Source organism: Apilactobacillus micheneri (genome assembly GCF_006493595.1).
GTDB classification, from domain to species: Bacteria; Bacillota; Bacilli; order Lactobacillales; family Lactobacillaceae; genus Apilactobacillus; species Apilactobacillus micheneri.
On the sequence record NZ_QUBI01000001.1, the window covers coordinates 314,231 to 332,006 of the forward strand.

16 protein-coding genes are annotated in these 17,776 nt (G+C 29.1%); 4 read left to right on the forward strand and 12 right to left on the reverse strand.

The genetic code is table 11. The annotated features are described in order from the left end of the window. Positions 1-10: 10 nt before the first annotated feature. Both DY123_RS01625 and DY123_RS01630 read right to left on the reverse strand, forming a co-directional pair. Positions 11-175: an LEA domain-containing protein gene (locus DY123_RS01625; protein ID WP_105963983.1), complete on the reverse strand. Its 165-nt coding sequence runs from the start codon at positions 173-175 to the stop codon at positions 11-13. 66 nt (positions 176-241) lie between these two features. After that, positions 242-925, reverse strand: a complete 684-nt coding sequence (locus tag DY123_RS01630; RefSeq protein ID WP_108982851.1) for a glycerophosphodiester phosphodiesterase — start codon at positions 923-925, stop codon at positions 242-244. Between the two features lie 86 nt (positions 926-1,011). On the opposite strand from DY123_RS01630, the gene DY123_RS01635 reads away from it, so the two are divergent. After that, positions 1,012-1,692 carry a type 1 glutamine amidotransferase domain-containing protein gene (locus DY123_RS01635; RefSeq protein ID WP_140934335.1) on the forward strand — a complete coding sequence of 227 codons (681 nt, stop codon included), beginning with the start codon at positions 1,012-1,014 and terminating at the stop codon, positions 1,690-1,692. Positions 1,693-1,723: 31 nt separating this feature from the next. On the opposite strand, the gene DY123_RS01640 is transcribed toward DY123_RS01635, so the two are convergent. From DY123_RS01640 to DY123_RS01650, 3 genes are all read right to left on the reverse strand, one after another. Next, positions 1,724-2,266, reverse strand: coding sequence for a biotin transporter BioY (locus DY123_RS01640; RefSeq protein ID WP_140936155.1), 543 nt, complete (start codon positions 2,264-2,266; stop codon positions 1,724-1,726). A 123-nt stretch (positions 2,267-2,389) separates the two neighbouring features. Next, positions 2,390-3,343: a biotin--[acetyl-CoA-carboxylase] ligase gene (locus DY123_RS01645; RefSeq protein ID WP_140936156.1), complete on the reverse strand. Its 954-nt coding sequence runs from the start codon at positions 3,341-3,343 to the stop codon at positions 2,390-2,392. A 134-nt stretch (positions 3,344-3,477) separates the two neighbouring features. After that, positions 3,478-4,518 (reverse strand): zinc-binding dehydrogenase, encoded by a 1,041-nt coding sequence (locus DY123_RS01650; RefSeq protein ID WP_140923844.1) that lies wholly within the window; start codon positions 4,516-4,518, stop codon positions 3,478-3,480. A 203-nt stretch (positions 4,519-4,721) separates the two neighbouring features. Between DY123_RS01650 and DY123_RS01655 the strand changes: the two genes are divergently transcribed. Continuing rightward, positions 4,722-5,321 (forward strand): helix-turn-helix domain-containing protein, encoded by a 600-nt coding sequence (locus tag DY123_RS01655; RefSeq protein WP_140936157.1) that lies wholly within the window; start codon positions 4,722-4,724, stop codon positions 5,319-5,321. A 33-nt stretch (positions 5,322-5,354) separates the two neighbouring features. Here the strand turns inward: DY123_RS01655 and DY123_RS01660 are convergent, their stop codons facing one another. Beyond that, positions 5,355-5,642 carry a hypothetical protein gene (locus DY123_RS01660; RefSeq protein WP_108983204.1) on the reverse strand — a complete coding sequence of 96 codons (288 nt, stop codon included), beginning with the start codon at positions 5,640-5,642 and terminating at the stop codon, positions 5,355-5,357. A gap of 161 nt (positions 5,643-5,803) precedes the next feature. Here DY123_RS01660 and DY123_RS01665 point away from each other — a divergent pair, with 161 nt between their 5' ends. Further along, a complete protein-coding gene (locus DY123_RS01665; protein WP_140936158.1) occupies positions 5,804-6,391 on the forward strand; it encodes a helix-turn-helix domain-containing protein in 588 nt (195 codons plus the stop codon). Between the two features lie 25 nt (positions 6,392-6,416). Here DY123_RS01665 and DY123_RS01670 read toward each other — a convergent pair whose 3' ends face one another. Further along, positions 6,417-7,547, reverse strand: coding sequence for a YdcF family protein (locus DY123_RS01670; RefSeq protein WP_140936159.1), 1,131 nt, complete (start codon positions 7,545-7,547; stop codon positions 6,417-6,419). A gap of 223 nt (positions 7,548-7,770) precedes the next feature. Between DY123_RS01670 and DY123_RS01675 the strand changes: the two genes are divergently transcribed. Further along, positions 7,771-8,766: a DUF805 domain-containing protein gene (locus tag DY123_RS01675; RefSeq protein ID WP_140936382.1), complete on the forward strand. Its 996-nt coding sequence runs from the start codon at positions 7,771-7,773 to the stop codon at positions 8,764-8,766. 64 nt (positions 8,767-8,830) lie between these two features. Here the strand turns inward: DY123_RS01675 and DY123_RS01680 are convergent, their stop codons facing one another. From DY123_RS01680 to DY123_RS01700, 5 genes are all read right to left on the reverse strand, one after another. Then, a complete protein-coding gene (locus DY123_RS01680; RefSeq protein WP_140936161.1) occupies positions 8,831-11,995 on the reverse strand; it encodes a mucin-binding protein in 3,165 nt (1,054 codons plus the stop codon). Between the two features lie 126 nt (positions 11,996-12,121). Further along, the gene (locus DY123_RS01685; protein WP_140936162.1) at positions 12,122-13,015 is read right to left on the reverse strand and encodes a DUF4357 domain-containing protein; all 894 of its coding nucleotides are present in this window, start codon (positions 13,013-13,015) and stop codon (positions 12,122-12,124) included. Between the two features lie 18 nt (positions 13,016-13,033). Further along, positions 13,034-14,932: a hypothetical protein gene (locus DY123_RS01690; protein ID WP_140923853.1), complete on the reverse strand. Its 1,899-nt coding sequence runs from the start codon at positions 14,930-14,932 to the stop codon at positions 13,034-13,036. 23 nt (positions 14,933-14,955) lie between these two features. Beyond that, on the reverse strand, positions 14,956-16,191 hold the full coding sequence (locus DY123_RS01695) for a restriction endonuclease subunit S (protein ID WP_140923855.1): 1,236 nt from the start codon (positions 16,189-16,191) through the stop codon (positions 14,956-14,958). Then, positions 16,178-17,773 carry a type I restriction-modification system subunit M gene (locus DY123_RS01700; RefSeq protein ID WP_140923856.1) on the reverse strand — a complete coding sequence of 532 codons (1,596 nt, stop codon included), beginning with the start codon at positions 17,771-17,773 and terminating at the stop codon, positions 16,178-16,180. Before DY123_RS01700 ends, DY123_RS01695 begins: the two co-directional genes overlap by 14 nt. Between the last annotated feature and the right edge of the window lie 3 nt (positions 17,774-17,776).

A 17,776-nucleotide genomic window follows, 5' to 3' on the forward strand; every position in this document is an offset into this window, starting at 1 on the left:
GTTATTGATATTATTTATCTGAGTCGGCTTTGTTAGTCATTTCAGACATTTTACCTTTAGCTTTACCAGTCATTTCAGAAGCCTTACCTTTGGCTTTGCCAGCTGCTTCTGAAGCTTTGCCCTTTAAGTCACTAGCAGTTTCACTAGCCTTATTCTTGATATCATCAAAATCCATAATATCATCTCCTTTAACTATGTTGTAACACTCACATAATTTGAATTCAAAGAATACGACTTTTAGTTAGATTTCGTCCCTAATTTTTTGAGCTTTTTCAAAATCATTAGTAAAAATACCTTGGATGCCAATTTTACATAATTGATGGATTTCCATGTCATCATCAACGGTCCAAATTCTTTCATGATCTTCAATACCAGGAATGTATGTACCAGGATGTAAACTATTAAGATGTTCACTTTCCATAAACATTTTAGGATCTACATTCATTCTTTTATCAAATAAAAAGTTATAGTCTTGATCAGGATCAATTCTTTGTGCCACTTTAATGCTATCAATATTAAATGAAGAATAAATCACTGGATACATTAAGTCAGTATCGTTAACCATGTTCATAACTTTTTCTTCGATATCTTGATAATGAATTTTATTAGTTTTAAATTCAAGATTTAATCTGATATCTTTACCGGCAAATAAATCTAAGAATTCAGCTAAACTTGGAATAGGTTCCCCATTAGCTAATTTAAATTTACGTAAATCTTTAAAATTATAAGAATTAATTAATCCTTCGCCATCAGTAGTGCGATCAATCTTTTCATCATGCATAATCACTGGTGTTCCATCCTTGGTTAAATGAACATCAAATTCAACTGCATCGGCATTATTGTCGATACAATATTTGAAGCCTTCTAAAGAATTTTCAGGGAATTTAACCGGAATACCACGATGTGCAAAAATCATTGTTTTCATAATATATTATCTCCTTACTATATACTTCATTTTAGACCAAATGTGCTATATAATAAAATCAATTAGTTTATATAGGAGATAGAATCATGAAAAAAATCCTAGTAGTGCTAACAAATACAACTAGATATAAGCATACAAATGAGCCAACTGGACTTTGGCTAGGTGAAGCCACAGAATTTGTCGACATCATTCATGAAGCTGGATATTCAGTTGATTATGTTAGTCCTAAAGGTGGGTTTGTACCAATTGATCCACGTAGTATGAAATACGTAAATAAAAATATTATGGAAAGTTATGAAATCGGTGATTTTCAACAACGGGCGCTGTGTAAATCTTTAAAACCTAACGAAATTAACCCCGATGATTATGTCGCTATTTATTATACCGGCGGACATGGAGTTATGTGGGACTTTCCAAATAATGTAGAATTACAAATAATTGCAAAAGAAATTTATAATAACAATGGTTTTATTACTTCGGTTTGCCATGGTATTGCTGGTTTAATAAATATCAAGGATGCTGATGGTAAATATATAATTGACGGCCGTAACATTACTGGTTTTACTAAATCAGAAGAAATGTTGGCTGGTAAAATGCGATTTATTCCATTCTTAAATCAAGAAATTACTGAAAAACGTGGCGCTATTTTTCAAAAACGTCGTGCTTATAGAGAATTTGTTGTCCAAGATGGTCATATTATTACCGGACAAAATCCTTTTTCTGCTAAAGCTGTTGCTAAAATGTTAATTAGTAATTTAAGTCATTAAAACCAAAAGCAGACTCAAATGAGTCTGCTTTTTATTTTATAATTTTATTTAATCTTTGCGCTAAAAAGACAGCAATTACTGCTTTTAAAATGTCCCCCGGAATAAATAAAAAGTTAGCATAAAATGCATTAAGAATTGAAATGTGACTTTGCCAACTTAACCATAAAATGGCTAACACATAAGTAAATATAATGGATGTAAATATGGTTGCAATCAATAATGAGCCAAAATTATTTTTCCAAGGAGTATATTTGCTAATTAAATTATTAATCAATGCAATCAGCATTGGTGTAAAAATCCACGCAAATAAATAACCCGCTGTTGGGCCAACAAAAACGGCTAAACCACCTTGAAAACCGGATAAAAATGGTAGTCCCACCATTACTAACAACGTAAAAATTAATACTGAAAAAGTTCCCTTTTTTCCACCTAATAAAATTCCTGCCAGCATAATCCCAAAATTTTGTAGCACAATTGGCACTGGGATTAATAAAACAGGGATTCCAGGAAACATCCCTAAAACAATAATTAAAGCCGTCATTAAAGCAATCTGGGTTAAATCTTTAGTTTTCATAAGTTACCTCACATATGTATTAGTTAACCTAAAATATAAAACAAGTTAACAATTAACTATAATATATTTAGTTAACCGATAAGTCAATTAAAGTTAACAAAAAAGCACATAAGAATATGTGCCTTAAAAATGAACTTTAACTACTTCACCAGTCATAATAACCTTAGTTTCATTACCATTATTTAAAATTAATCTGCCATGGTGATCAAAATCAAGAACTTTACCAGCAATTAAGCCTCTATGCGTTTCAATTTGAACTTGATGATTAATCAACATTGATAACCGACGATATTCATCCATAAATTCACCCTTTTGATAATTAGGATATAATTTATAAAATTCATTCAAAATATCAGCAACTACTTTATTCTTATCAACCTGATTATTACTAATGGCACCGATTGGTCGCCCCATATCTTTAGGAAAATTATTAGGGTTAAGATTAATCCCAATGCCAATAACTAATGCAGATGGATGCATTAGTTCAACGTCCATGACCGATTCAGTTAAAATTCCCGAAACCTTTTTATTATTTACATAAATGTCATTAACCCACTTTAATTGGAAATTAACGTTCGGATATGATTTTTTTAAACCATGGACTGTCGCAACTGCTGTCATAGTAGTTATCAAGCCACCATCAAAAACTGCATTATCATTAATTGGTAAAATCATGCTCATATAAATTCCTGTATCTTTAGGTGAATAAAATTCACGCCCACGACGCCCATGACCAGCAGTTTGTTTATCAGCTACAATAACCATTGGATCAGTTATCTTACTTTGACTTAATAATTTTGTAGCATAAGTATTAGTGGAATCCATTTCATTAAAAGTTTGAATTTCAAATGGTGCATATAAATTTTGTTGAATCAATAATCGATCAAAATTATTAGATCCAACATATTTATACCCAGCATTTTTCTTACTTTCGATTTGATGGCCTAATTGTTTTAAATTACGAATCATCTTCCAAATCATCGTTCGACTAATTGATAATTTATCGGCTAATTCATTTCCTGATAACCATTCATCTTTATGCTTAATAAATAAATTTAATAATTGATCAGTTTGCATAATTTTCTCCTTGATTTATCTTTAATACAAATCATATCACAAAATTAAAATGTTGATATAGCAATGATTCATCGAACATCTTAAAAAAATAAAGCGGCTACTAAAAAGTAGTCGCTTTTTTAATCTATTTTTAATTAGTCAATTGTAATTGCAGCCTTGATAACTTCACGGTTAGTCATAGCTTGGTATGCATCGTCAATATTATCTAGGTCAAAGCTCTTAGTAAAGACTTTTCCTGGATGAATTTCTCCATCTAAGACAGCTTTTAATAGAACATCTTTATCATAAGTTGTTACTGAAGCAATTCCACCGGATAATGCAACATTCTTAATGAATGGGGTAACAACATCTGGGTTCTTAACGTGTGGAAGACCAACACGACCAACACTTGCACCTGGACGAGCAACCTTAAGTGCAGTTTCAGTTGATAGTTCAGTACCAACACATTCAAGTACAGCATCAGCACCTTGATTATTAGTTAATTGCATAACCTTTTCCACAGCTTCGTCACCACGTTCAGCAACAGCGTCAGTTGCACCAAATTCAAAGGCTAATTTTTGACGATCTTCATGACGACTCATGATGATAATCTTTTTAGCACCCATCATTTGTGCAGAAATAACTCCACATAGACCAACGGCACCATCACCAACAACGACAACTGTATCACCCTTGCTTACTTCAGCAGCATGAGCAGCGTGATAACCAGTAGCCATAACATCAGATAATGCTAGTAATGAATCTAACATTGCATCACTGTAATCATCAGGATTACCGGGAACCTTAACTAATGACCATTCAGCGTGTTGATAACGTAGGAATTCAGCTTGAGCACCAGAAGTAGTATTATCTTTGTGGTTCAAACAGTTACCATCATATCCAGCACGACATGCAGCACATTTACCACAACCATGGGTAAATGGAGCAATCACAAAGTCACCAGGTTTTACAGTAGTAATATCTTTACCAACTGATTCAACAACTCCGATAGCTTCATGACCACCATTTTGTGAATTCTTTTCCTTATCAGATAATCCACGATATGCCCATAAATCAGAACCACAAACACAAGTACGAACAACACGAAGAATTACATCATCGTCAGCTTGAATTTGAGGTTTGTCAACATTTTCAATCTTAACTTTGCCTGGTTCAACAAATAAAGTATTTTTCATTTTATGCGCTCCTTAGTTAAATTATTATATAAATACATTCTCTTATATCAAAATTTTAAATACAAATAATTTGTTTGCTAAATTATTTATCAATATTAATGTACTACCTATAGTGAACTATAGGTCAAATATTATGCATCATTGGTTGTAAATATAATCTAACTTTTCTATACTAGTTATAAATACATAAGGTGGCGTTTAATATGGCTCTAGGCGAAAGATTAAAAGATATTCGAGATGATAAAGACATATCAATTCAAGAATTGGCTGCTAATACTAAGATTTCAGCAGATAAACTTTATAATTTTGAAATTAATAATGAAAAACCTAATATTTTCCAATTGGATAAATTAGCTCAATTTTATAATTTATCATTATCAGATATTGTAAATAAAGAAGAAGTAGAAAAAGAATTAAAGATTCGATCATGGATTGCTAATTTGATGATTATACCAGCAGTATTTTCATTTGAATTTATGAATGAAAATATCTACATAAGTATATTTATGATTTTTATCATGTATGTAATCGGCTTTTATAGTACCCATTTTGGTAAAATGACGAGAATTATGGAACAATTACAATTCGAAAATCCACTAGTTTCAATTATTAAACGATATCTAAATCGTAGACGTTCATACATAATCTCTTTTGCAATGTTTACATTAGGAATCATTATGGCAATAATTAATTATAAGACTAGCTTTGGTTTTGGAATCTTATTAGCATTATTTGGATTCTTTTGTATTCTAGCTTCAGCTATGATATGGGATTCTAATAAGAATAGTAATCATTCAAGATAATAAAAAATAAGCATCAATAATGATGCTTATTTTTTATACGTTCCAAGTAGAACCATTTTTAACAAATTTAGGTGCTTTATGCTTTTTGATGTCTTCTTCAGCATCGCTAACTGCTTGTTCACGAATTGATTCAGTGTAATTAGATACCAATTCGATGAAATCATCATCTGATAAATTAGTATCATTTTGATCATTGTATTCTTTAGCATACTTTGCTTGAAGTGCTTGACCAATCTCTTCTACTTCTGCATCTTTTAAATCAGAAATAACTGCAACCCATAAATTGTACATGTAATTAAAAACAATTTTATCGTTAAACATTTAGACATCTCCCCAGATATATTCGTATTATTATAACTACAATTTTACTATACATATTAGGTAATTTGTATGGATAATTTAAATTTGTTGGAACCAAGTGGTCTTGTATTCACCCAAAAATTATCTTAAAATTTGCAATAACAGTTAGGAGATGTGACATTATGAGACTAATTGGTCAAAGATTAAGAGTCATTAGATTGTCAAAAGATATTAGTATTGAAAGTACTGCTCAAAATACTGGCCTTACAGAAAAAGCCATTAAACAATTTGAATCTGGTTATAACATCCCCCAAATTCAAGATTTATATCAGTTTAGTCAATACTATCAAGTTCCATTAAATTCCTTAGTACCAGAAAAGAAACTCAAATCGCAAATGCTAACATATGATATTTTTATTACATTACTTATCATTCTTTATCTATTAATAACATCATTTGGTAACTTAGACGTTGTAGACTTACTTTTACCAATTGGAATATCTAATATATTTATAGATCCTATTAAAATACATAATATCGCTAAAAGTATAAATATAGAAGATCCCATTTTTTCGTTTATAGCAAAATACACTAACCATAAATTTGCTAAAGCATTGATCTGGATTTTATTAATCATATCTATATTAATTTTCATAGTAAATGCTGTGAAATTTTTATTTATCAAACCTATTATTACTACTATCGTATTATTAATATACTTGGCCTTTTTTACAGCGCTTTATTTTAAGAAATTCAAAAAAAAAGCATAATGGATATCCTCCACTATGCTTCTTTTTATCTCTGAATACCTGGTAATAACCAAAAACCAGCGACTCTCAATACATCATTAATAATTTTAGGAATATCACGTGAATTATTTTCTAATGCCTTAAATTCATCCTTGGATTCAAAGACCACATACTGATCTAACAAATATTTACCGCCAGTAATTAGCCGAGCAGTTTTAAATAAAGTGTACGAACGTTTCATATGTGAGGCATTAGAAATAATAGTAACTGTTTTAGCACCATTTTCATTCAATATATCAGTTGAATTAACAGTATTTTGGACAGTATCCCTCGAATAAGTTTCTTCAAAAATGCGTTTAGCTTTAATGCCATGATTAATTAGCCATTGTTTCATTACCTTCGCTTCAAAATCTGGTTCGCGAGGCAATTTCCCTCCACTAACTAGTATTCTTGTGTTAGGCATTCTTTTAGCTAATTTTAAACCGGCACGTAGACGTTTTTTTAACTTTAATTTCATCTGACCTTCAGCGGTTAAAGAAGCGCCTAAGATCACAATGAAATGTTTACTATTATTATCATCATAAACACGATTCAAATTAGTCGTGAGACGAATTGTTTTGAGTTCTTCCAAATATTTTAGCCACCCTGCAACTTGTTTCGTCTGTTGACTATCAATTTGATTTAATCGTGACAACGAGTGTTTAAATGCCTTATGATTCTTATTAAATTGCGTATAAACAGCCAAACTTAATAGAGCTTGATAGTTGTTAGGATTAATCCGCAAAATTTTTTGCCAAATACCGGTAGCTAAATTTAAATGTTTGCTTAATCGATACATGGAAGCTAAACCTAATAGATATTTTTCATTATTAGGTGAAATCTTCAAAGCATCTTTAAATAACTTAATTAAAGTTTCATTATTGTATGATTTATTCATATTGTCATGATTAACTGATAATAACACCGGCTTGTACCAGTAGTTATAGCGAATAACGGCATCTAAGAAATTCAATTTTTCAGGATTACTAATAATTCGTTTTAAATACTCCTGAACTGAACTATAAGAATAGTTAGAATCATATTCTTGGATATGCTTGCCATTGATTGAAAAGCTGGAAATCTTGTTCACCGCTTTTGGCAATACCTTAGTCGCAACATTTGATTTTAATAATTTCATTATTAAATCACCTCAGTTTCAAAAACTAACGTCTATGAATTAAATCGATTATAAGACTATTTGTGAAAAAAGGTAATTATTTTGAATTAAAAGGGTTATCGTTCATTATAATTGGCATTTTTCAGTCAGTATCTTTACAATAGACTTACTAAGTTTTTAATCTAAAGTTAAGTAATAAAAACTATAATCTAAATAAATTTTTAAATATGGAGTTCTGTAAATTATGAATAATGAAGAAATGGAAAATCACAATTTAATTACTGCATTCAAAAAAATGTGGTCAAACATGTTCTATATTGAAGGAAAAACTCAACGTGTTGATTTTTGGTTAGGATATGTCACTGTAGCTATTATCGATCTACTATTTTTTACCCTTGTTTTAGGGACCAATAGTAGTTTATGGTCAGTCATTTTATATTCAATTGTCAGTGCTTTTGGCTTAATCATGACTTTTACTGCAGCTATTCGTCGTCTGCATGATGCTAACTTTTCAGCTCACTTTTTATGGCTATTATTGATTCCTATTTTTGGAGTAGTAATTGTTTTTGTTTTATTGATTACCCCTAAGTCTGATGAAAATCGACACGCTCCTTCTACGAAACCAGCGGGGATGAAATGGGAAAGTAACATTTTAAATTGGTTAATTATTATTATTACCGCATTGGCATTATTTGGAATTAATGAATTGATTTCAAATGCTGCTAATAGTTCTAATAATAAAATTGATGTTACTAATACTTCTGATAATGACGATTCCAGTAGTATTGATAGTAGTTCTTCATCACAAAGTAGTAGTTCTTCTTCTGAGCCATCTAGTGAAGCTAGTTCTAGTGAAGAAAGCTCCTCTTCTTCATCGGATGAAGATCATGATAAACATGATGACGATGATAATGATGAAGATAAAGACAAAAATAATGATGATCAAGATCAAGAAGATCAAAATTCAGCTAGTGAACAAAGCTCTTCATCTGAAGATAATAATAAAGAAAATGCAGATAATCATGATGATCAAGATAAGTCTGATAATCAATCAAATGATGACAATAATAAGCAAGATAATAATGATCAACAAAAACAAGAAGATAACAAGAAAACCGATAACCAAAGTAATGAACAAAGTAAACCTAATGATGATCAAAATAATCAACAAAGCCAAAATGAATCATCAAATCAACAAGAAAATCAGAACAGTAATACAAGTAGTTCAAGTTCAAATTAATTAAATAATAATGTAAAATAAAAAAGTTTCTCTTTATAAATTAAAGGGAAACTTTTTTTATAAATTAATGTTTAATGAACTTCACATACCGCTTATTTGCCGTTATATAATTACCATTAAATAGGCGAAGGCGATAGAATGTCCCCATTTTATTTACTGATTTAACTTTAAAGATAGAATTATGTTTATATCCTCTAACTTTCCCAGTTAAATTAATATGACGGTATTCATTCAACCCTTTTGCGATTACACGAACACGTTTTATATTTTTTTCATAATATAGTGGTAATACATAGTGAGTATTAGCTGTTATATATCCAACATGATTGTGATGTTTTTTTTCAATTTGATTGGTATACGGATTAATCATAATTACCTTGTATCTTAAATGACCTTTGGATGATTTGGCATAGTCAATCACCTTAAACATTGGTCTATTAATTCGAATATGTTTCTTAAAGCCACGAATTTTATAACGATAAGTAAAATAATTTTTTCGATACATATTTAAACCTTTTATCGCATAAATACGTTTGCCAAATAATGACTTCTTGATATGTTTCTTAACCTTTTTGTTTAAAACATATTTATGACTATTTGATAAATGATTATTATTGTAAGATTCATGGTTACTAGATGAACCATTATTTAAATTATTGTTATTTTCAATCTCTCCACTGTTATTAAAATTGTTGCTAGAATTATTAATGACAACAGAATTGCTAGTAGTATTACTTTCACCATGACTATTATTGTTAGTAACTGGTTTATAAGTTACGTAATTCATAATATCGCTACTATTGACTCCAACATTATCAATAGCACCTATAACATCTTTATCAGGCAAATAGCCACTAATGATAGGTGAAGAGACTGGTTTAAACGTATTAGAAGTAGCGCTCCAAGTACTATAAGTGGTATTATTCAAGACTGGATCATAGATTTTATTCCTGCTAAATACTATCTGTTGATCATTTTCTGGAGCTAATGTTTTGCCATTTTGATCTTGATATTTAACGATTGAAGTAACAATTTTTTGCTCTGTGGTATTACTAATATTATGAACAAGATGATAAGTATATATATCATTATTGTTATCCATCTTAATACTAGGAGTCCCGTTAAATGGATTGCTAATGACTTTAAAATTAGGATTAGTTAATATCGACTCATCTGGTGAATAATTAATTGTGCTATCCGCATTACCACTAACAGTATCTGTTTTAAGAATCTGTTTAGAAGTATCATCATAGTAATTTATATAGGAGCTAACCGTTTTTCTCACTGTAATTGTTTGAGTAATCGGTTGAAATGTAAAATTAGGATTAATAGGAACAGAATTACCATACATATCCTTAGCATGTCCTTCACCATCAGGCACTATATTATAAGTAACTTGATAAGTATCTGGAGTTGTAAAAATATTATTAGCTGGAAGATCAGAAGATGTAGCTTTAATCATTAAACTATTATATTTAGTTGCAGCAGGTGCTGAACTATCATATGCGCTTGCTGTAACTAGACCGTTATTAATATCATCGTATGGTGACCATTGATATGTTGGATTAGCATCAGTTAAATTAATTGTTTTATCAGATACCCCAGATATAAATGGATTACCACTAGTATATCCCTCTGGTAAATCTATGAATTTTCCAACATGGTTTAAAGGATCAGTTAAACCTTTTCCATCATTGTAAGTAGAAGTTGATTGAACTGGTACACTAGTGGCCAAAGCTTCTTGCTTATTTTGAACATTAATTAAAACATGATTAATTAAGTAATAATATTTACCAAATTGATTAGCACGACTAATATCAACTTGATTATCATTAAAAACATCCCAATTAATTTTAGGTTCATTCTTTTGAATATCAGGATTATTTAATAAATCGGCATTGCTTACTGGATTACCATCACTAGGCTTACCATAATTACGAATATAAATACTGGTATCACCATTATGATCCATTACATAATAATAATTATCAGTAGCAACAATTGCCCTAGTAGCAGAAGTATCTATCTTATAATTATTTGAAGATAAACCTAAAGTTGTAGGATTATTATTGGCAACTGCCATAAATGTCTGATAATATTGTCCATCATCAGTTTGAGATTTATTAACATCGAAGAATTGATGAACCGCATTATAATCAGATCCAATATTAGCATTATCTGCCTTAGCATATTTTGAATGTTCAAATGCCTGTGGGAATTGATAGCCCTGAGTTAAATATGTTGGATCACCACCACTGCCAGCTTTCCCAGAACCGATAGCATTATTCATAACATAATAGGTTTGTGGATTTAAATTGATATTATTACCATTATTGTAATTATAGTTTCCAGTAATATTGATTGGTTGAATTTTGCCATTGTTTTCAGATGAATTAGTTGCTAACTGAAAAACAATATTAGACTGAACTGGTGGATATTGACTAGCTACAAACTTATAGTTCCCTTGACCATCTGTTGTTTCATTAAAGATATTCTTATCATATAACACATTGTTGACTTGACTAGGTTGAGAAACATTAACATTCACATTAAAATTTTTCAGATTTGTCTGGTTATTATTAGAAAGCGTTAAATTGTAATTTTGTTTTACGTTGTTAGAACTTAAGGGATTAGCAGATGACGACGGCGTTGATAAACTAGTAGAATCAGTAACATTACTTTGTGCAACTGTATTATTAGGTTCGGTTGTGGTTTTATTAGTTACATTATTTTCAACCTGATTGGTCTGCAGGCTTTCTGATGATGCTTTTCCACTTGCTAAAACAGGTGTCTTATCAGTTTTCACTTCTAGATTATTAGATTGCTTTGGAAAACTATCGTGACTATCTTTAACATCCTTGGTTGTTTTAACAGATCCATCAACTAGAGGAGTACTACCACTTTTATCTACTTGCTCTGTTCTACCAGCTCCAGCATCTGGAGAAGTACTACCACTTTTATCTACTTGCTCTGTTTTAACAGTTCCAGTAACTGGGTGTGGACTTTCACTTTTATCAACTTGCTCTGTTCTACCAGTTGAATGTAAACTATCAAACTGATTAAATTGTCCATTAGGTGATCCATTGTTTTCTTTAGCATACGCATTATTATCATAAAACCCGGCACACATTAGGCTGCCAACAAACATAGCTAAGAATGCCCATGATTTTCCTGATTTATACATTTTATAATGAATTTTGTAATTATAGAGTTCATTTTTTCTTCTCATAAATCAATCCACCTTTAATCCAATTTTAATTAACAGTGTACTAAAGTATAATTTAATTAAGATGTAAAAAATATTATTTAGCTCAATATATTTAAAATTAAAAACACATCCAAAACTGGATGTGTTTTATTTGTCTAAATATTCTTTTAATGTTTTTCCACTCTTATCTTTCCACAGTGTATTACCATTAGCTGAAGATTTATAAATCATTCTGGCGGCAGTTGATGGACTATCAAAAACATAATCTTTTTGAAATACATTATCTTTAATAACTCCACCATCTACTAATGCTTGATAACTACTTAAGTTAGCAGCACTAAAACTACTACTAAAATCTTTTGGTGACAATTTGGAACCCTTTAAGACCTTGAAGTCATTTTTAATAACGGCCTTGGCATCACTATCTCGACCATTCATATAAAAGATGGTATTAGATATATCCAATGATTCATTGTTTATATTATCAGTCGCTACTTTTACAAGTTTAGCTTTCTGCATATGAAAAATGGGTAACCCCAATATTCTTAACAGTGTATCAAGGTCAGCAAAATCATTTTTAAAATTTTCTTGATCACGTAAACTAATCATTGAAGTGCCACTAGGCTGATGTTCAGAAAATAGTGAAATGCTTTCTTTTTTATCAATTAATTGATACATATAACGTTCAAGATATAAGATTTCATCTTGAGTAAATGATGTGTCATTATTCTTAATAAATAAGATTGCTAAATTCCACCAATTTTCTTTATCAACATTATGCTCGTAAGTTCTTTTAGTAATGTTTTTAGCTTGTCCTACATAAATTTTAGTTTCATTAGTAATTGAATGATTTGAATCAACATTCATTAATAAATAAACACCCGAATGCTTTAATTCATCATGTTTATTTAATACATCATTCACTTCATCTCTAGGAACATAATAGGCAATAATACTGCCACCATTATTATATCCACAATATTTAAAACTAAAATAATCATCTTCATTTGATAAGAATGTGTAAATGTCTTTTGATCGCATAAAATCTCCCTAATATCATTAAAAAAACATTCTATTAATGAAATCCTTTGAATATTTATTATATCCATCTCTATAGTCAAATTCTTCGTTTATTTTAATAATTAAAATACATAGAAGAAACATTAAGCGTAAATAATTACCATTATGCTCTTTTGTTGTTAAATGTCCCCCAGCACCATGAGCATAAATATTTCTTAATCCTATACCATTATTAAAATAATTAGATAAAAAATATTCAAAATAATCAGACTCAGCCTTAGAAAGTAATTTATTATAAAAATACATTTTATTTGAAGAAATAAGATCATTGACTTTATTCCTCAAATTAGTAGGAATCCAATAATATGGAATTACTCCATATTTGGAATAATACATAAATAAGCATACTATGTCTGAGTCTTTAACTTTAACGTTATTGTCATTATCAATAAACAAAATATTGTCTTTAATCATATTATCTACTTTTGCCTTATCGTAATCATAAAGTGAATTGTATTTTGAAACAGTAAAATTAGTTGTATTATTACCATATTTATTGTTGACAAAATTTGAGAATAAATCAGAACAATATTGTAATAATTTATTATCTTTAAAATATACATATTTATTATTCAATGAATTAAGTTGGCAAAATCTTGGAGTCTTAGATTCAATATCAATTAATCTTTCGTCAAAGTTATTATCTAATGTATATAAATTATAAGTCCTAACTATTCTATGAATTTGAGCTACAATATGTTCACATTTTTCACTTACTTTCTTAGATGAACTATTTATATCTATATTTTTAAAACACCTAATAGAAAAACATTTATCTAAATAATAATTAAAGAAGTAAGAAAAAACTTCTTCTAAATTAATACCTTTTTCTTTTAACATATCATAATAAGCATAAAAAGACATAAGACTAATAGTATCTTGGTCTCTTGAACGATCATAATCATAAATATTTTCATTTTTGTTAGAAAATAAAGAAAGAAAGAAATATTTATCATTATTATTGTTTATTGAATTTACAAGAAACTCCATGCTAACTAAATTCAATACATATATAAAATTATTTAAAATATTGCTTTTATTATCTAAATTGTTTGATAGTAAATCATAATTTAATGACTTTTGAAAATTAGGAAATCCTGAAGTAATTTTATTACTTTCAAGAATATCATTACTAATTTTAACAGCAATGTTGGTTCTAAGACCTTTACCATTATTACTTTCGAACAATTTTTCATTAATGCTTTTTTTCTTATCTTTTGCCTTTAAAATAATGAGAGATTGTTTATAAGTGTCATTATATATTTTCTTATCATATATAATATTATCTATACAATTAATATTTGACGTATCACTATCTAAATATAAATTAAATAGCTTTCCTTTATACCCATCTTTAATAAAACCTTCAGGCATAATAATTTGGTTATTGTCATTTAAAAACATTTCTGCATTTACAGAATGATCACATATTATTTTATTAATATAAGAAGAATATTTATTAACTATTTGTTTATTTTGTAAGGGATAACGAATAGTTATTTTATCATTATAAAATTTTATTAAATCCTTAATACTGCCTAAATCTTTTTTCATGTAATAATCAGAAACAATATTCCAAAGATAATAGTTATAATAAGGATTCAAAGAATGCTTTTCTAAAAAAATTATTATATCTTTTATACTATAAAGATTAATATTTATTAATTTATGATTTTTAGAAATGCCATATTTTTCATCTTCAAATTCAATTTTAAATTTTTTTATATACTCGTTGATTTGATACAATTCTAAAACATCTGGAATATCAAATTTCACCTTATCATAAATACATTTAATTCTATCTTTTAACAAATTAGTTGAAAAAATATTAGATGACATATTATAAAAATAGGTAAATCTGGTTTCTTTTTTGTTCATTTATTCTCCTTTTAATAAAAATACTAACAAAACATTTTTTGTAAATATGATTTTTTTAATTTAATTAACTCTTTTATTTTCAAATTTTCGTAATTAATTAATCTATCTATATTATTTAATATAAAAAATATTCTTTTTTGTTCTAAAAGGTTAGGGAATAAATACGATAGTTTAACTAATTGAGATACTTTTATACTAGGTTGAACTGCTCCCATTTCTATACGTTTAGCTTTATGAAAGTTATCTAATTGGTTAAACATATAATAAACAAAAGGATCATAGAAATTACTTTTAAATCTCATACCAATTATATTTTGTGCTATAACCGCATTTTTGTCATCCCCCATAATGCTTACTATTCCAGTTTTTCCAACGGTAGAAAAAAGAATATCATTTTTTGTTAAATAACTTCTAAAAAAATTATGATAAGTAAAATCATTAACATATTTAGAAATATTTTCATAATTTATTTGAAAATTTCCAAGACAATTAACTTCTATTATTGGGTATTTTCCACTAGACGAATGACTAGGTGTTTTTCCTCTATTATCAATTATTTTAGAAATGACATCTTTCAAAATATGTCTCTCCCATTCACCACTAAATCCGTCAAATCTCAATCTAGGAATACTTTCTCCTTTTTGTGGAAACATCTTTTGCAAATATCCACGTTTTAACTTTTTAAGTTGTTCAACTTTTTTAGATTGAAGATTAATTAATTGATCTAACTTAGCAAAGAATGATCCTATTTTTTGTTGTTCATTTAGATTAGGAAATGTAGCTTTTATTTTAGAAATTTCATTTTTATTAATTTTTTTTGGAAAAGCAACATGCAATGTTCTTCTCCAAAGTTCATTTTGAAATTTAGGAGATCTAATTAAATATAGCAGATAAAAAGATGATACAGTTCTCTTTTGAGGACGAATACTTGCTAAGCTAACATAAAAAGCAACAGGTGAATCATCTTTTATTATATTATCTTCACCTATACTACCTATTCTAGACATTAATATATCACCTTTTTGGGGCTTGTTGTTCTTAAAATCATTTTCAAATGCATCTTTAGATATATATTTTTGAGTTGATAATGTTTTTAAATTTTCCACGCTCATAAATGGAATACCATTATTTTTATATTTTGGTGTTTGGTGAACACCATCAAATACTAAAGATACATCACCCAACTTTTTTTCTTCCCATTCACCTTCAAATCCCTTAAATCTTAAACGAGGGATTTTTTTTGTACTATTTTTTGTCATCAGATTTCACATCCGTTTCCACTAAATCTGCTGCCATGGCATCGAATTCTTTTTGCACTTGGGCAATTTGAGCATCTAAGTCTTTAATATTATTTTTAACTTCGTCGATATCAATATCTGGTTCGGGTTCAAAAGTATCAACATAGCGTGGAATATTTAAATTAAAGTCATTTTCTTTAATTTCATCATATGATGCAACATGCGCATACTTATCGACATCTTGATGTTCTTTATATGTTTTAACGATTTTGGCAATATTATCAGGCGTAATATTATTTTGATTCTTCCCTTTTTCAAATTCACGTGAAGCGTCAATGAACATAATGTCTGAATTATCTTTATCTTTCTTCAATACCATAATTAAGGTTGGAATACTTGTAGAATGGAAAATATTAGCGGGTAACCCAATTATGGCATCAATACGATTATCTTCGAATAATTTTTGTCTGATTTTACCTTCTTTGGCACCTCTAAATAAGACACCATGAGGTAAAACAATCCCCATCGTTCCATTTTCTTTTAGATGGTATAAACCATGTAATAAGAATGCATAATCAGCTTTCGACTTAGGAGGTAACACTCCATAATCTCTGAAACGAGGATCCGATAAACGTTCATTACTATTATCCCAATGTGCTGAATATGGTGGATTCATCACCACGGCATCAAATTGATATGGTTCTTCAACTGGCCAGTCTTTATCTAAGGTATCACCATTACGTAAATCCATATCTTCATATGAAACATTATGCAACATCAAGTTCATTCGCGCTAAGTTATAAGTTGTCGTATTTAGTTCTTGTCCATGATATTGAATTAAACTAGGATCTTGTACGTGTTGTCCCACATTCAATAGTAAGGAACCAGAACCAACGGCTGGATCATAGATAGTTCTGATTTGATTATCTCCAGCATTACGCTTATAAGTTACAATTTGTGAGATAATGTCAGAAACTTGGCGTGGAGTGTAAAATTCCCCAGCTTTTTTACCGGAATCACTAGCAAATTGGGCAATTAAATATTCATAAGCATCCCCTAGCACATCTCCATTATGGCCTAATAGATCAATATCATTTAAGGCCAACATGGTATCACTAATAACTTGATTACGTTGACGTAAATTACCACCTAATTTATTACTGTGTAAATCAACATCATCAAATAAGCCTTCAAAATCTTGTTGGGAAGTTTGTCCATTTGTAGATACTTCTAGTTCATGTAAGGCATTTTCTAAATCTTCTAACTCAAAATTACCGGAATTGATTTCAGCAATCAAATTACTATATAGATATTTAGGCTTAATGTAGTAACCAACTTTACTTAACAATGAATTATATATAAATTCACTAGTATCATCATCGGTTGATAAATATTTTTCATAAGCATCCTTAATCATTTGAATATCTTGATTTTGAATACCAGTACTTTCAGCAAATGCTTGGAGTGATTTAATTGATAGAAAGCGGTAAAAAATTAAGCCTAATAAATAGTTTTTGTATTCAGAAGCATCCATTTTCCCTCTTAAAACATCGGCTGCATTCCATAATGAACTTTCTAAGTTGCTTGATTGTTGATTAGCCATTTC

Bases quoted from the DNA above. Each gene is read 5' to 3' on its own strand.
- DY123_RS01625 (WP_105963983.1), bottom strand. From the start codon at position 175: ATGGATTTTGATGATATCAAGAATAAGGCTAGTGAAACTGCTAGTGAC.
- DY123_RS01630 (WP_108982851.1), bottom strand. From the start codon at position 925: ATGAAAACAATGATTTTTGCACATCGTGGTATTCCGGTTAAATTCCCT.
- DY123_RS01635 (WP_140934335.1), top strand. From the start codon at position 1,012: ATGAAAAAAATCCTAGTAGTGCTAACAAATACAACTAGATATAAGCAT.
- DY123_RS01640 (WP_140936155.1), bottom strand. From the start codon at position 2,266: ATGAAAACTAAAGATTTAACCCAGATTGCTTTAATGACGGCTTTAATT.
- DY123_RS01645 (WP_140936156.1), bottom strand. From the start codon at position 3,343: ATGCAAACTGATCAATTATTAAATTTATTTATTAAGCATAAAGATGAA.
- DY123_RS01650 (WP_140923844.1), bottom strand. From the start codon at position 4,518: ATGAAAAATACTTTATTTGTTGAACCAGGCAAAGTTAAGATTGAAAAT.
- DY123_RS01655 (WP_140936157.1), top strand. From the start codon at position 4,722: ATGGCTCTAGGCGAAAGATTAAAAGATATTCGAGATGATAAAGACATA.
- DY123_RS01660 (WP_108983204.1), bottom strand. From the start codon at position 5,642: ATGTTTAACGATAAAATTGTTTTTAATTACATGTACAATTTATGGGTT.
- DY123_RS01665 (WP_140936158.1), top strand. From the start codon at position 5,804: ATGAGACTAATTGGTCAAAGATTAAGAGTCATTAGATTGTCAAAAGAT.
- DY123_RS01670 (WP_140936159.1), bottom strand. From the start codon at position 7,547: ATGAAATTATTAAAATCAAATGTTGCGACTAAGGTATTGCCAAAAGCG.
- DY123_RS01675 (WP_140936382.1), top strand. From the start codon at position 7,771: ATGAATAATGAAGAAATGGAAAATCACAATTTAATTACTGCATTCAAA.
- DY123_RS01680 (WP_140936161.1), bottom strand. From the start codon at position 11,995: ATGAGAAGAAAAAATGAACTCTATAATTACAAAATTCATTATAAAATG.
- DY123_RS01685 (WP_140936162.1), bottom strand. From the start codon at position 13,015: ATGCGATCAAAAGACATTTACACATTCTTATCAAATGAAGATGATTAT.
- DY123_RS01690 (WP_140923853.1), bottom strand. From the start codon at position 14,932: ATGAACAAAAAAGAAACCAGATTTACCTATTTTTATAATATGTCATCT.
- DY123_RS01695 (WP_140923855.1), bottom strand. From the start codon at position 16,191: ATGACAAAAAATAGTACAAAAAAAATCCCTCGTTTAAGATTTAAGGGA.
- DY123_RS01700 (WP_140923856.1), bottom strand. From the start codon at position 17,773: ATGGCTAATCAACAATCAAGCAACTTAGAAAGTTCATTATGGAATGCA.